Origin of the sequence: Devosia marina (assembly GCF_009758415.1) — a bacterium.
In the GTDB taxonomy this organism is placed as follows: domain Bacteria; phylum Pseudomonadota; class Alphaproteobacteria; order Rhizobiales; family Devosiaceae; genus Devosia; species Devosia marina.
In genome coordinates this window covers 300,309-312,489 of sequence record NZ_WQRF01000003.1, presented here as the reverse complement: position 1 = coordinate 312,489, position 12,181 = coordinate 300,309, and the positions used below count along the sequence as shown (strand labels likewise).

Here is a 12,181-nt window from a genome sequence, read left to right as displayed (position 1 = left end):
GAAATGGGGTGGGCAGATGGTCTTGCCCTTCGAAAATGAACGCAGGTCAGGCGGCAGAAGCTATCTCGATACGATCCCGCCCCGCGCTTTTGGCGCGGTAAAGCCCCGCATCGGCCCGGCGGTAAAGGGTGCAGAAATCGGTGGGACCCTGAAATGTGGCCACGCCGATGCTGACGGAAAGGGGGCAGTGGCTGCCGGTCGCGCGGAAGGTCAATTGCGCGATGGCATTGCGGATGGTCTCGGCCCTGTTGCTGGCTTCGGCCGCGCTGGCCCCGGGCAGAAAAATCCCGAATTCCTCACCGCCAACGCGGCCAACAAGGGTTTGAGGACCACAGACCGAAGTGAAGGTGCGGGCGATCAGGCGCAAGGCGTCGTCGCCCCGGTCGTGGCCGTGATTGTCGTTGATGGCCTTGAAATGGTCGATATCGAGAATGAGCAGGGCACCGCTGGCGGATGGATCGGTCAGCGCGTGGCTGACCCTGTTGGTGAAGGCCCCGCGGTTGAGGCAGCCGGTCAGCCAGTCGGTGGCGGCAAGACGCTGCAATTGCTCATTGGCCGCGCGCAATTGTTCATGCTTGAACATGATGATGCCGATAGCCGGCGTGCCCAGCAGCATGGGCATGACGATCGCCGTCATCAGGCCTGGAACGTTGATTCCAGCCGAAAACGTTTCCATGATCAAGTTGGTGATCGCAATCGAAACAACAATGGAAATGGCAGTCAGAAGCCCAGTTACTCTGTAAATCCGCAGTTTTGACCTGCGGGACAACCGAAGTTTTGCCCCTGACATTTGCGCCCCGTTGCGATGCATTCCCGTTTTTAAGGTAGAGTTCGCCCCTTAACAGGTGGTTTGCGGAGCCCCCAAAACTTTATTGAACAAACCCGGCGAGCGCATTTTGTTGCCTATTTGTTCACTTCGCGCTTGGTAAGGTCGGGTCTCCCCTTTACAAGGAAGACCATGACAAGGGCTGTGCGAATCATCGGGATCGATCCAGGGCTGCGACGATGCGGCTGGGGGATCATCGAAGCTGTGGACAACCGGCTGAGCTTTGTGGCCGGCGGTACGCTGACTCCGCCAACGGAAGGCGCGCTGGCCGATCGGCTTGCCGCTCTGGCCGAAGGGTTAAGGGAAGTGCTGGACTTGCATCGGCCCGATGAAGCGGCCGTGGAAGAAACTTTCGTCAACTCCGGACCGCGTTCAGCGCTGATCCTGGGGCAGGCGCGCGGCGTGACCCTGGTGGTGCCGGCGCTGCGCGGGCTGGTGGTGGCCGAATATGCCACAAATCTGGTCAAGAAGTCGGTGGTGGGGACCGGGCATGCGGACAAGAACCAGATAGGCTTGATGGTCAAGACGCTGTTGCCCTCGGCCGTGGTGAAGGGCGCGGACGCGGCGGACGCCCTGGCGGTAGCGATTTGCCATGCGCATCACCGGGTCTCAGCGCGCCGCATGGGAGCAATGGCATGATCGGCAAGCTCAAGGGGGTGGTCGACAGTTTCGGCGACGATGTCGTGCTGATCGATTGCGGCGGGGTGTGTTACGAGGTGTTCTGCTCGGGCCGGACGCTGCAGGCCCTGCCCCGGGTGGGCGAGGCAGCGGTGGTCTTTATCGAGACCATTGTGCGCGAAGATTTCATCAAGCTCTACGGTTTTGCCCATGAGGCGGAAAAGAGCTGGTTCCTGCTGCTGACCAGCGTGCAGGGGGTGGGCGCCAGGGTGGCGCTGGCGATCCTGTCGGTGCTCTCGCCATCGGAGTTGTCGAGCGCGGTTGCCTTGCAGGACAAGGCGATGATCGGGCGGGCCAATGGCGTGGGGCCGAAACTGGCGGTGCGCATCGTGACCGAGCTCAAGGGCAAGGTGCCGGCCATTGGCGCTATCGACGCGGGTACGCTGGGCCTGCAAAGCGCACTGGGCGACGGCGTTGCATCCTCCAATGTCAGCGACGCGGTTTCCGCCCTGACCAATCTGGGCTATTCGAGCGCCCAGGCATCGTCTGCCTTGGCGCGGGTGGTGGCGAAGGAAGGCGAAGATACGCCGACGGAGAAGCTGATCCGGCTGGGACTTAGGGAATTGAGCCAGTAGCCTTGTTTGAGACAGGATTCCTTACTACTTTGACTTGGTAAGGAATTCGTGGAGTCATTCCGATGAATGAGATCACCCAGCTTGAGGCGTCCTCATCCGTGACGAGCAAGGGGCAAACGACGATACCGAAGTCGGTTCGCGATGCTCTTGGGATCAAGGATGGCACCCCATTGCGGTGGAGGCTCAAGGACGGTGTGCTGAGCGTGACGGCCAAAACCAAACGGCTGGAGGATTTTGCGGGTCTGCTCGGCAAACCGCCCAATGGCCGGCGCGTCAGTATCGAAGAGATGAACGAGGCCGTTCTCGATGAGGCCGCAGACCGTTTCCGGCGCAAGACAACCAGATGATCGGCATTGACACCAATGCCCTGGTGCGGGTGTTTGTCGATGAAGCGCCGGAACAGACCAGCGCGGCGCTTCACCTTCTCAGCGGGTTGTCGCAGGACAATCCGGCGTTTGTTGGTACGATCGTGCTGGTTGAATTGGCCTGGGTGCTCAAGCGCAGCTACGGGTTCGATGACAATGCCATTCTGGTGGCCGTCGATTCGCTACTCGAAAGCGAAAATATCGAGATCGAGCACGCAGACATGGTGCAAGCGGCCGTATCGGCGGCCCATGAGCACGGTTCCGACCTCGCCGATAGCCTCATCGCCTTGAGCGCGATTGCCGCAGGAGCGAGCAAAGTCGTGACCTTCGACAAGAACGCCGCCAAACGCATTGCCGGAATGGAACTTCTCGCGTGACCGATCTTACTTCCCCAATTGCCGGACGTGACGACAATCTCGACGTTTCGCTCCGCCCTTCCGGCTTTTCCGATTTTGTCGGACAGGCGGATGCGCGAGCCAATCTCGAAGTGTTCATCGAGGCGGCCAAGCAGCGGGGGGCAGCGCTGGACCATGTGTTGTTTGTCGGGCCGCCGGGCCTGGGCAAGACGACGCTGGCGCAGATCATCGCCAAGGAACTGGGCGTGGGTTTTCGCGCAACCTCCGGCCCGGTGATCGCCAAGGCGGGGGATCTGGCGGCGCTGCTGACCAATCTCGAAGAGCGCGATGTGTTGTTCATCGACGAAATTCATCGGCTCAACCCGGCCATCGAAGAAGTGCTTTATCCGGCGATGGAGGACTTCCAGCTCGATCTGATCATCGGCGAGGGGCCGGCGGCGCGCTCGGTGCGGATCGACCTGGCCAAGTTCACGCTGGTGGGGGCAACGACGCGGGCGGGGCTGCTGACCACGCCATTGCGCGACCGGTTCGGTATTCCGGTGCGGCTCAATTTCTACACGCCCGAGGAACTGGTGCAGATCGTGACCCGTGGGGCGCGGCTGCTGGGGATGGCCATGGCGCCGGATGGGGCGATGGAAATCGCGCGCCGCTCGCGCGGGACGCCGCGTATCGCTGGACGCCTGCTGCGCCGGGTGATCGACTTTGCCATGGTGGATGGCGTGGCCGAGGTTAATCGCGCGGTGGCGGACAAGGCGCTGTTGCGGCTCGATGTGGATGCGCGCGGGCTTGACCAGCTTGACCGGCGCTACCTCACCCAGATCGCCGACTTCTACAATGGCGGGCCGGTGGGCATTGAAACCATCGCTGCAGCGCTGAGCGAGCCGCGGGACGCAATCGAGGAAATCGTCGAACCCTATCTGCTGCAGCAAGGTTTTATCCAGCGGACGCCACGCGGCCGCATGCTGACCTCTATTGCCTTTCAACATATGGGCAAGGTGGTTCCACAGGGCTTTGTGGGGCTGCAATCGAGTCTGTTCGAGGAGGATGGGGAATGAGTGACCGCCATGTCATCAGCTTTCCCATTGGCGAACAGCGGTTCAATTTTCGGGTGGCGGGGATCATCATCGTCGATGGCCATGTGCTGGTGTGCCGGGAGGACGATGACGACTATTGCATGCTGCCGGGGGGGCGGATCGAGCTGGGCGAGCCGAGCGCGCTGAGCCTGGAGCGTGAGATAGAAGAAGAATTGGCGATGCCCGCCAATGTCGGGGCGATGATTGCGACGTCAGAAAGCTTCTATCGCCGGGATGATGAGGATTTCCACGAGCTGGGGTTCTTCTATGCGGCCGAACTGCCCGGGGAGCGACCGAACGGGTCTTCGCCCTGGCTGCAGCGGCCTGATGAGGGACATATCCTCTCGTTTGACTGGGTGCCGCTGGCGGGGGATGCGCTGGAGGCAGCCAATCTGATGCCGCGCTGGCTGCCGGCGTTTCTGCGGGACTTGCCGGAGAGGCAGGTCCACATCACGCACGATGAGCGGAGACAGGCATGAGCCAGGCAGATGATTCCATCGCAGACGCCCTCAAGCTGAGCCGCCCGGCACAGCGGGCGCTGGCAGAGGCCGGGATCGTCACTTTTGCCGATCTGGCGCAGTGGAGGCGCGCGGCCGTTGCGGAACTGCACGGGGTGGGGCCGAAGAGCTTTGTCGAGCTGGATCCGGCGATGAAGGCACGCGGGCTGGACTATAAGGCGGCATGAGCACGCATCGGGTTCCCGTCCGCATCTATTATGAAGACACCGACTTTTCGGGCAATGTCTATCACGCGGCCTATTTGAAGTTCTTCGAGCGCGGGCGGACCGAGCTGCTGCGCGATCTGGGTGTGCATCACGCCGAACTGGCCGAGCAGGGCCTTGCCTTTGCGGTGCGACAAATGGAGATCGCGTTCCTGGCTGCGGCGCGGATCGACGATCTGCTGACGGTGACGACCGAGGTGGCGGAAGCCGGCGGTGTCCGGCTGGTGTTGGACCAGACAATTTTGCGTGACGACAAGGTGACCACATCGGCTCGCGTGACCGTCGTCGCCATCAAAATGAGCGGCGGGCCGGCCCGCCTGCCGGCCAATCTGCGCGCGCGGCTGAAGCCCGGGGCGTAAGCTTCGGACTCTCTTTGTTAACCCTTTGGTGACCATAAATGGCGCATTGGCAGATTTGCGCCGCGCCGGACCACCCAGCGCCCGGAATTGCGGGCATTTCTCTTAATTTTGACAGATTTCATCCCCATCGCAGCGGCAATGGGGCCAAACGTACGGGCCGGCCAAAAGGGATCACGACATGGAAGCCATGGATGCAGTGGGAGCAGTCGCTCCGCATGCGGACCTCTCCATCTGGGGCCTGTTCTGGGCTGCCGACTTCGTCGTCAAATCGGTGATGCTGGGCCTGCTGGCGGCATCGATCTGGTGCTGGGCGATCATAATCGACAAGACCATCACCTTTCGGCGCGCCCATTCGGAGATGAACCGGTTTGAGCGCACATTCTGGTCGGGCCAGTCGTTGGAGGAATTGTATCAGCAGCAGGCGGAAAAACCGTCGGGCGGGCTGGGTTCGGTGTTCGTCGCAGCCATGAAGGAATGGAAGCGCAGCCACGAGCAGAATGCGGCCAGTTTCGTAGGCATGCAGCAGCGTCTGGACAAGGTGCTGGACGTGGCGATTGCGCGGGAAAGCGAATATCTCGAGAAGCGCCTGGGTTTCCTGGCCACCGTCGGTTCGGCTGGTCCCTTTATCGGGTTGTTCGGGACGGTGTGGGGCATCATGAACGCCTTCACCAATATTGCGGCCTCTTCCGACACGAACCTGGCCGTGGTAGCCGGGCCGATCGCCGAGGCCCTGTTTGCCACCGCCATTGGCCTGGTAGCCGCTATTCCGGCGGTGATCGCCTATAACAAGCTGTCTTCCGACGCAGGCAAGCTGACCGGGCGGCTGGAAGGCTTTGCCGACGAATTCTCGACCATTCTTTCCCGCCAGCTCGAAGCACGGGGCCGCTGAGATGGGCATGGGTGTCGCATCAGGCGGAGGCGGCGGCGGACGCCGTCGGCGCCGCAAGCGCAGTGCGGTCATGAGTGAAATCAACGTGACGCCGATGGTCGACGTCATGCTGGTGCTGCTGATCATCTTCATGGTGGCCGCGCCCATGATGACGTCGGGCGTACCGGTGGACCTGCCGCGCACGGCGGCCAATGAACTGCCCAGCCAGACGCGGCCGATCACGGTTTCGGTGTCGCCAGAGGGGGCGATCTTCGTCGATGAAGCGCCGGTCGGGGAAGCAGAGCTGGTCTCCACCATGGGCACGCTGGCCACGGTGGAAGACCGCATCTATCTGCGCGGCGACACAACGGCAAATTACGGCACGGTGATGCGGGTGATGGGCCTGCTCTCGGCGGCCGGATATACCAAGATCGGGCTCGTTACCGAGCGCGAGAGGTAGGCCGGGCATATGCGTACGGGCCTGGTCGCATCGATATCGCTTCATGTTCTGCTGCTGGTGCTGGGTCTGGTCAATCTGGGACTGACCGAGCCACTGCGGCCGAATGTGCAGTCCATTGCGGTCGACCTGGTGCCTATCGAGGAATATTCCAACATCCGCATGGGGCAGCTCGACAGTGAGGTCGTTGATACCGATTCGCCTTCGGCGGTCGAGAGCGAGGCGCCGGCAGAGCTCGCGCAGCGCACCGGCAATACCGAGCAGGACCAGGTCACCCCTTCGCCCGCTGACATTCCGACGCCGGCCCCGGTGACCGAAACTGCACCTGCGCCAGAGGCGGAGCCTGCGCCTGAGCCGGAGCCAACACCGGAACCGGAGCCTGCGCCGGAGCCAGAACCTGCACCCGCGCCAGCACCAACGCCGGTGACCTTGCCGCAGACGCGGCCGGAAGACCTTGCGCCGCCACCTGAGCCGGAACCGGCGCCGGAGCCTGCTCCCGAACCGGAACCCGTGCCCGAGCCAACGCCAGAGCCCGAACCCGAGCCTGAGCCGACACCGGAACCCGAGCCGCAGCCAGAACCCGCGCCAACATCACCCCAGGTGGATGTTGCGTTGCCGACCTCGCGTCCGAGCGACCTGGCGCAGGTGCGTGAACAGGCATTGGCTGCGGAGCGGCGTCGCCGGGAAGAGGAAGAACGACAGCGTCAGGCTGCAGCTGCGGCTGCCGAGCGGGCGCCACCGACCGAAATCAGCTCGGAGACGGCTGACGAGATTTCCTCGATCATCAACAACGCCCCGACCACTGGTGCAACCACCGGGCAGGGTGGTTCGCCCACTCTGGGTGATACAACGGGGACGTCGGCGCGGCTGAGCCAGAACGAGATCGACGGGCTGATCTCGCGGATCAAGAACAATTGGCAATTGTTGCCGAGCGACTTCAATAGCGGGATGAATGTGACGTTGCGGATCAACATGAACCGCGATGGCACGCTGGCGGGGACGCCGCAGGTTCTCGCTGCTGACCCGTCGCCGGCTGGGGGGCAGATTGCCCGCGCCGCGGTCCGAGCCGTCATGGCAGCTTCGCAGGAAGGACCGTTCAATTTGTCTGGCGATTCCTACGACCAATGGCGTTCCATTGAAGTGGAACTGAGACCCTGACCTTGAATTTGCCAGTTTGCTGGCCAAACTGCGGCCAAACGGCAAGACCGGAGTAAGATAGGACCGATGACCCTGTTCACTAGACGCGCGGCGCTCAAGCTTGGCCTGGCCGGCGGCGCTATGTTGGCCACAGCCCCGATGTCGCTTGCGCAATTGCGCATCGTGGTGGAAGGCGCCAATTTTCAGCCATTGCCCATAGCCATCCCTGACTTTGCCTCGTCAGACCCGGCTTTTGGGCGCGAGATTGCCGATATCGTGCGCAATAACCTGCGGCGCTCCGGCCTGTTCCTGCCGCTCGATCCGGCGTCGCTGCCGGTTGCGGTGGGCGATGTGAATGCAACGCCCGACTTCAATGTGTGGCGCACCGCCAATGTCGACGGCGTGGTGATGGGTGCGGTGGAGCGCGGAGGGCAGATCTCTGCATCCGTCCGCGTCTGGGATACCCAGCAGGCGGCGCAGGTCGTCGGCAACAGCTACGCCACAGACCCCAGCTCTGCCCGCCGCATCGGGCATCTGGTTTCGGACGCGATCTATTCGCAGCTCTCGGGTGGCACGGGCTATTTCGATACCCGTGTGCTCTATGTCGCCGAGAGCGGACCCAAGGCCAATCGCGTGCGGCGCCTGGCGATCATGGATCAGGACGGGGCCAATGTGAGCTATCTCACTGACGGGCAGACCATGGCGCTGACGCCGCGCTTTTCGCCCAACGGCGACCTCGTCACCTACATGAATTTTGCCGAGGGCAATCCGCAGGTCTATCTGTTGCAACTTTCAACCGGCCGGCAGCAGCGCCTCGCGAATGTGGGAGCAATGACCTTTGCCCCGCGATTTTCCCCGGACGGCGGTACGGTAGCCTTTTCGGTGGAGCAGGGCGGCAGCACCAATCTCTATGCGATCTCGACCGGCGGCGGGCAGCCGATGCAGCTTACTTCGGGCGCGGCGATCGATACCTCACCTTCCTACTCGGCTGATGGCAGCCGGATCATCTTCGAGAGTGACCGAGGCGGTTCGCCGCAGATCTACATGATGGGCGCCGGGGGCGGAAATGCCCAGCGCATCAGCTTCGGTCAGGGCAGCTACTCGACGCCGGTGTGGTCGCCCAAGGGCGATTTGATCGCCTTTACCCGCCAGTCGGGCGGACAATTCCATATCGGCATCATGAACCCGGACGGTTCGGGTGAGCGCCTGCTCTATTCGGGCTATCACGCCGAAGGGCCGACCTGGGCGCCCAATGGGCGAGTGATCATGTTCTATCAGGATCCAGGGGGCAATGATGGCCCGCGCCTGATGAGCGTGGATATCTGGGGGCGCGCGGCCCAGACCGTACCGACGGAAAGCTATGCGTCGGACCCGGCCTGGTCGGGCCTGAGAACCTGACGCCGGTCCCTATTGGCACCGCATTCAAAATCCCTCCGCTGGTCGGAGGGATTTTTTGTCAGGCCGGGAACCTTGGCCAAAATGGGCTCTTTTACGCAGGTGCCGCCCGGTTGGATCACCGCAGATTTTTCTTTTTCGAAGGGCGAGATCTGGTTGCTTCTTGGTCCATAAGTAACTGATATATAACGCAGTTTTGCCGCGTGAAATTTTCTTATGTTTTTTCGATGCCGGCGAAACTGGGTTGAGAGGGGGCCCGTATCTTCCTGCGTCCCATCGAGATGAATGGGAACAGAATTACACAGGAAGGAACTTCAATATGACCATTTCTATTCGTGCTCTCTCCGTCGCTGCCGTTCTTGCTTTTGGTTCGGTCGCCGGTGGTGTTATCGCCCAGGACGCTCCCATGGTCGGCGGCGCTGCCATGCCTGCCACCAACAACATCATCGAAAACGCCGTAAACTCGGCCGACCACACCACACTGGTTGCTGCCGTTCAGGCTGCCGGCCTGGTCGAGACGCTGTCGGGCGAAGGTCCGTTCACCGTGTTTGCCCCGGTCAATGCTGCGTTTGCAGCCCTGCCGGAAGGCACGGTCGAAGGTCTGCTGGCACCCGAGGCCAAGGATCAGCTGACTGCCGTTCTGACCTATCACGTCATTGCCGGTGACATTCACTCGGGTGACCTGGTGCAGATGATCAACGACAATGGCGGTGAATACAGCGCTGCCACCGTGCAGGGTGGCGAACTGACCTTCAGCCTCGACGGCGACATGGTCAAGATCACCGACGCCAATGGCGGCATGGCTACCGTGACCATCGCCGATGTGGACCAGTCCAATGGCGTGATCCACGTCATCGACGCGGTTCTGCTTCCCGCGATGTAACCAAACCCTGCACGTTTTCGAATAGTGCAGGAACGGGGCTCCGCATTCGCCCGTCCCGATATGCGGAGCCTCACCTTGACGTGACCCTGATGGACGCCCGTGGGCGCATGTGGTCACGTTCTTGCTGACTTGGTGCTGCCCGGCGTTCTGTCGGGCATTGCCAATTTGAGGAGGTTGCCATGACCCTAAATCGACGCACGATGCTGTTTTCCGGTTCGCTGCTGGCGCTCGGCGCTGCTTTGGGGCTGGGACGAACGGCCAATGCGGTGGAGGGGGATTTTCCCTTCACTCTAAGCGATGAAGAATGGCAGGCGCGCCTGTCGCCCGCCGCCTATCAGGTGTTGCGGCATGAAGATACCGAGCGCCCCTATACTTCCCCCCTGAATGAGGAAAAGCGGGCTGGCACTTACCATTGCGCAGGCTGTGACCAGGCCTTGTTCGAATCCGAGAAGAAGTATGACAGCCGCACCGGCTGGCCGAGTTTCTGGGACTTCATTCCCGGCGCTATCGGCACCAGGGAAGACAACTCGTTGTTCATGACCCGGATCGAGGTTCACTGTTCCAATTGTGGTGGGCATCAGGGGCATGTGTTCGAGGATGGTCCGCCGCCGACCGGGCTGCGCTATTGCATCAATGGATTGTCATTGCGTTTCGCGCCAGCGGCATAGAGGCCGGACGGAACGATCGTGCGTCTCGCACATTGGCCTCCTGACAGAGGAGAACAGCCATGAGTGAAATCAAGCACGATCAAGATCAGCAAGCAGAGGCCAAGCCGGTCGACGAAAAGCTCGAAAATGTCAGTACTGGTGGGCATCTGGGCGGTACGCATTTCGGTCAGGCGCCCGGCGACGCGAAAACCAAGGACGACCGGCGCGACGGCGGGCGCAAATCACGCCCAAACGACGGCAACAATTAATTCGCCGCTGCATTGCCGCCTCGCACAGGCGCGTGCTTGATCGGGCCTGTGCGTTTCCGATATGCCAATCGGGTTACAAGCACGCGGTTGGCCATGAAGATAACCACTATCGAAGTCGGCAAAGTACCAGACCCGCTCCGAGACCAGTTCGATCCTTATTCCGTCATGTTTCGTGAGATGTTCGCGTCGACCGGGCGGACCTTCGACTATGAAGCGGTAAGAGTGCTGGACGGCGAGTCCCTGCCTGACCCTGCTGGGTTAGAGGGCATCGCCATTACCGGTTCCTCAGCCGGCGTTTATGAAGACCACGCCTGGCTCGACCCCTTGCGCGACTTCATCCGCCAGGCTTATGCGGCGCGGACCCCGATGCTGGGGATCTGCTTTGGGCATCAAGCGATGGCCGATGCACTCGGCGGGAACGTGCGGAAGTCGGAAAAAGGCTGGGGGCTGGGCCGCCACCAGTATCGGGTGATTGACCGTCCCAATTTCATGGAGGCGGCACCCGAATCCCTCTCCGTCGTGTGTTCGCATCAGGACCAGGTGATCGCGCCACCCGATGAGGCCGAGGTGATCCTGGCATCGGATTTCACGCCCAATGCGGGCTTGTTCTATCGTTCCGGTCAGGCCCTGAGCTTTCAGCCGCATCCCGAGTTCGATGACAGCTACGGTACGGCCCTGGTGGAACTGCGCCGCGGCAAAGCGACCGACGGGGTGATTGCAGAAGCCCTGGGTTCGTTTTCGAGCGCCTCGGACAGCGCCCTTCTGCGCGACTATATTGCGCGGTTCATGCAGGACGCAGGCAGTCGCCGCTAAGGCCGTGTGAGTGTGACAGAGCATTGGCTTGGCCGCCCGACCAATCAGAACATATGTAAGGGCGCCCCAGGGCGCCCTTTGCTTCTGGAGCGGATCAGCTCTCGAGCAGCAGCGCGATCTCGCTGCGCAACTGATTGAGGCCGGTGCCTTTTTCCGATGATGTCTGAATGATGTCCGGATGGGCGGCGGGGCGCTTTGCAATGGCGGCGCGGGTCTTGGCGACGGCGCTTTCAAGGTCCTTGGCGGAGGGCTTGTCGACCTTGGTCATTACCACCTGATAGCTGACCGCCGCGCGGTCGAGCTCGTTCATCACCGAGATATCGTTGTCCTTGGCGCCGTGCCGGCTGTCGATCAGCACATAGACACGGCGCAGGGTGGCGCGACCGGTGAGGTATTGGTGGATCAGGGCGGTCCAGGCCCTGACCTTGGGCTCAGGCGCCTTGGCGTAGCCATAGCCGGGCATGTCGACGATGCGCAGGTTTTCGCTCTGGCTCTCGAAGATGTTGAGTTCCTGCGTGCGCCCAGGCGTATTGGAGGTGCGGGCCAGGCCCGAAGTGCCGCACAGGGCGTTGATCAGGCTCGACTTGCCGACATTGGAGCGGCCGGCAAAGGCAATTTCAAGCCTATCCATGGGCGGCAGGTCGGCCAGTTTCACGCAACCCTTCACGAACAGGAAGGGCCGGGCAAACAGCAGGCGGCCGCGCTCAATGGTGTCGGGAGAATAGTCGGGTTGCGTCATGTGTGACCCCAGATAGGAGA

The 12,181-nt window shown here is 61.9% G+C and carries 18 protein-coding genes; 16 read left to right on the top strand and 2 right to left on the bottom strand.

The genetic code is table 11. From position 1 onward, the window contains the following. Window positions 1–46: 46 nt before the first annotated feature. Window positions 47–676: a GGDEF domain-containing protein gene (locus tag GO014_RS12485; protein WP_157290646.1), complete on the bottom strand. Its 630-nt coding sequence runs from the start codon at window positions 674–676 to the stop codon at window positions 47–49. A gap of 282 nt (window positions 677–958) precedes the next feature. On the opposite strand from GO014_RS12485, the gene ruvC reads away from it, so the two are divergent. The 16 genes from ruvC to GO014_RS12405 all read left to right on the top strand — a co-directional run bounded on the left by ruvC (window position 959) and on the right by GO014_RS12405 (window position 11,422). Continuing rightward, window positions 959–1,465, top strand: a complete 507-nt coding sequence (ruvC, locus tag GO014_RS12480) for a crossover junction endodeoxyribonuclease RuvC (RefSeq protein ID WP_157290644.1) — start codon at window positions 959–961, stop codon at window positions 1,463–1,465. Further along, window positions 1,462–2,079, top strand: coding sequence for a Holliday junction branch migration protein RuvA (gene ruvA, locus GO014_RS12475; protein WP_157290642.1), 618 nt, complete (start codon window positions 1,462–1,464; stop codon window positions 2,077–2,079). Before ruvC ends, ruvA begins: the two co-directional genes overlap by 4 nt. A gap of 62 nt (window positions 2,080–2,141) precedes the next feature. After that, a complete protein-coding gene (locus GO014_RS12470) occupies window positions 2,142–2,426 on the top strand; it encodes an AbrB/MazE/SpoVT family DNA-binding domain-containing protein (RefSeq protein WP_157290640.1) in 285 nt (94 codons plus the stop codon). Further along, window positions 2,423–2,821, top strand: a complete 399-nt coding sequence (locus GO014_RS12465; protein ID WP_157290639.1) for a type II toxin-antitoxin system VapC family toxin — start codon at window positions 2,423–2,425, stop codon at window positions 2,819–2,821. The genes GO014_RS12470 and GO014_RS12465 overlap by 4 nt, the downstream gene beginning before the upstream one ends. Further along, entirely contained in the window at window positions 2,818–3,855 is a 1,038-nt protein-coding gene (ruvB, locus tag GO014_RS12460; protein WP_343030936.1) for a Holliday junction branch migration DNA helicase RuvB, read from the top strand. The genes GO014_RS12465 and ruvB overlap by 4 nt, the downstream gene beginning before the upstream one ends. Beyond that, on the top strand, window positions 3,852–4,352 hold the full coding sequence (locus tag GO014_RS12455; protein ID WP_157290637.1) for an NUDIX hydrolase: 501 nt from the start codon (window positions 3,852–3,854) through the stop codon (window positions 4,350–4,352). Before ruvB ends, GO014_RS12455 begins: the two co-directional genes overlap by 4 nt. Further along, window positions 4,349–4,558: a helix-hairpin-helix domain-containing protein gene (locus GO014_RS12450; RefSeq protein ID WP_157290635.1), complete on the top strand. Its 210-nt coding sequence runs from the start codon at window positions 4,349–4,351 to the stop codon at window positions 4,556–4,558. The genes GO014_RS12455 and GO014_RS12450 overlap by 4 nt, the downstream gene beginning before the upstream one ends. After that, window positions 4,555–4,953: a tol-pal system-associated acyl-CoA thioesterase gene (gene ybgC, locus GO014_RS12445; RefSeq protein ID WP_157290634.1), complete on the top strand. Its 399-nt coding sequence runs from the start codon at window positions 4,555–4,557 to the stop codon at window positions 4,951–4,953. Before GO014_RS12450 ends, ybgC begins: the two co-directional genes overlap by 4 nt. Before the next feature lie 187 nt (window positions 4,954–5,140). After that, the gene (gene tolQ / locus GO014_RS12440) at window positions 5,141–5,842 is read left to right on the top strand and encodes a protein TolQ (RefSeq protein WP_116590147.1); all 702 of its coding nucleotides are present in this window, start codon (window positions 5,141–5,143) and stop codon (window positions 5,840–5,842) included. Between the two features lies 1 nt (window position 5,843). Then, window positions 5,844–6,281: an ExbD/TolR family protein gene (locus tag GO014_RS12435; RefSeq protein ID WP_116590108.1), complete on the top strand. Its 438-nt coding sequence runs from the start codon at window positions 5,844–5,846 to the stop codon at window positions 6,279–6,281. Between the two features lie 9 nt (window positions 6,282–6,290). Next, a complete protein-coding gene (locus GO014_RS18960; RefSeq protein ID WP_179952967.1) occupies window positions 6,291–7,436 on the top strand; it encodes a hypothetical protein in 1,146 nt (381 codons plus the stop codon). Window positions 7,437–7,502: 66 nt separating this feature from the next. Further along, window positions 7,503–8,813: a Tol-Pal system beta propeller repeat protein TolB gene (tolB, locus tag GO014_RS12425; protein ID WP_157290632.1), complete on the top strand. Its 1,311-nt coding sequence runs from the start codon at window positions 7,503–7,505 to the stop codon at window positions 8,811–8,813. A 403-nt stretch (window positions 8,814–9,216) separates the two neighbouring features. Then, on the top strand, window positions 9,217–9,693 hold the full coding sequence (locus tag GO014_RS12420) for a fasciclin domain-containing protein (RefSeq protein ID WP_425482081.1): 477 nt from the start codon (window positions 9,217–9,219) through the stop codon (window positions 9,691–9,693). Window positions 9,694–9,872: 179 nt separating this feature from the next. Beyond that, on the top strand, window positions 9,873–10,361 hold the full coding sequence (gene msrB, locus GO014_RS12415; protein WP_157290629.1) for a peptide-methionine (R)-S-oxide reductase MsrB: 489 nt from the start codon (window positions 9,873–9,875) through the stop codon (window positions 10,359–10,361). Window positions 10,362–10,420: 59 nt separating this feature from the next. Further along, a complete protein-coding gene (locus GO014_RS12410; RefSeq protein WP_157290628.1) occupies window positions 10,421–10,609 on the top strand; it encodes a hypothetical protein in 189 nt (62 codons plus the stop codon). Between the two features lie 93 nt (window positions 10,610–10,702). Continuing rightward, window positions 10,703–11,422 carry a type 1 glutamine amidotransferase gene (locus tag GO014_RS12405; protein WP_157290626.1) on the top strand — a complete coding sequence of 240 codons (720 nt, stop codon included), beginning with the start codon at window positions 10,703–10,705 and terminating at the stop codon, window positions 11,420–11,422. A gap of 94 nt (window positions 11,423–11,516) precedes the next feature. Here GO014_RS12405 and yihA read toward each other — a convergent pair whose 3' ends face one another. Then, complete coding sequence (yihA, locus tag GO014_RS12400) at window positions 11,517–12,161, bottom strand: ribosome biogenesis GTP-binding protein YihA/YsxC (protein WP_116590148.1); 645 nt, start codon at window positions 12,159–12,161, stop codon at window positions 11,517–11,519. Between the last annotated feature and the right edge of the window lie 20 nt (window positions 12,162–12,181).

What these genes read in the sequence shown, in the direction of transcription:
- GO014_RS12485 (WP_157290646.1), bottom strand. Translation starts at nt 676, where the DNA reads ATGGAAACGTTTTCGGCTGGAATCAACGTTCCAGGCCTGATGACGGCG.
- ruvC (WP_157290644.1), top strand. Translation starts at nt 959, where the DNA reads ATGACAAGGGCTGTGCGAATCATCGGGATCGATCCAGGGCTGCGACGA.
- ruvA (WP_157290642.1), top strand. Translation starts at nt 1,462, where the DNA reads ATGATCGGCAAGCTCAAGGGGGTGGTCGACAGTTTCGGCGACGATGTC.
- GO014_RS12470 (WP_157290640.1), top strand. Translation starts at nt 2,142, where the DNA reads ATGAATGAGATCACCCAGCTTGAGGCGTCCTCATCCGTGACGAGCAAG.
- GO014_RS12465 (WP_157290639.1), top strand. Translation starts at nt 2,423, where the DNA reads ATGATCGGCATTGACACCAATGCCCTGGTGCGGGTGTTTGTCGATGAA.
- GO014_RS12455 (WP_157290637.1), top strand. Translation starts at nt 3,852, where the DNA reads ATGAGTGACCGCCATGTCATCAGCTTTCCCATTGGCGAACAGCGGTTC.
- GO014_RS12450 (WP_157290635.1), top strand. Translation starts at nt 4,349, where the DNA reads ATGAGCCAGGCAGATGATTCCATCGCAGACGCCCTCAAGCTGAGCCGC.
- ybgC (WP_157290634.1), top strand. Translation starts at nt 4,555, where the DNA reads ATGAGCACGCATCGGGTTCCCGTCCGCATCTATTATGAAGACACCGAC.
- tolQ (WP_116590147.1), top strand. Translation starts at nt 5,141, where the DNA reads ATGGATGCAGTGGGAGCAGTCGCTCCGCATGCGGACCTCTCCATCTGG.
- GO014_RS12435 (WP_116590108.1), top strand. Translation starts at nt 5,844, where the DNA reads ATGGGCATGGGTGTCGCATCAGGCGGAGGCGGCGGCGGACGCCGTCGG.
- GO014_RS18960 (WP_179952967.1), top strand. Translation starts at nt 6,291, where the DNA reads ATGCGTACGGGCCTGGTCGCATCGATATCGCTTCATGTTCTGCTGCTG.
- tolB (WP_157290632.1), top strand. Translation starts at nt 7,503, where the DNA reads ATGACCCTGTTCACTAGACGCGCGGCGCTCAAGCTTGGCCTGGCCGGC.
- GO014_RS12420 (WP_425482081.1), top strand. Translation starts at nt 9,217, where the DNA reads ATGGTCGGCGGCGCTGCCATGCCTGCCACCAACAACATCATCGAAAAC.
- msrB (WP_157290629.1), top strand. Translation starts at nt 9,873, where the DNA reads ATGACCCTAAATCGACGCACGATGCTGTTTTCCGGTTCGCTGCTGGCG.
- GO014_RS12410 (WP_157290628.1), top strand. Translation starts at nt 10,421, where the DNA reads ATGAGTGAAATCAAGCACGATCAAGATCAGCAAGCAGAGGCCAAGCCG.
- GO014_RS12405 (WP_157290626.1), top strand. Translation starts at nt 10,703, where the DNA reads ATGAAGATAACCACTATCGAAGTCGGCAAAGTACCAGACCCGCTCCGA.
- yihA (WP_116590148.1), bottom strand. Translation starts at nt 12,161, where the DNA reads ATGACGCAACCCGACTATTCTCCCGACACCATTGAGCGCGGCCGCCTG.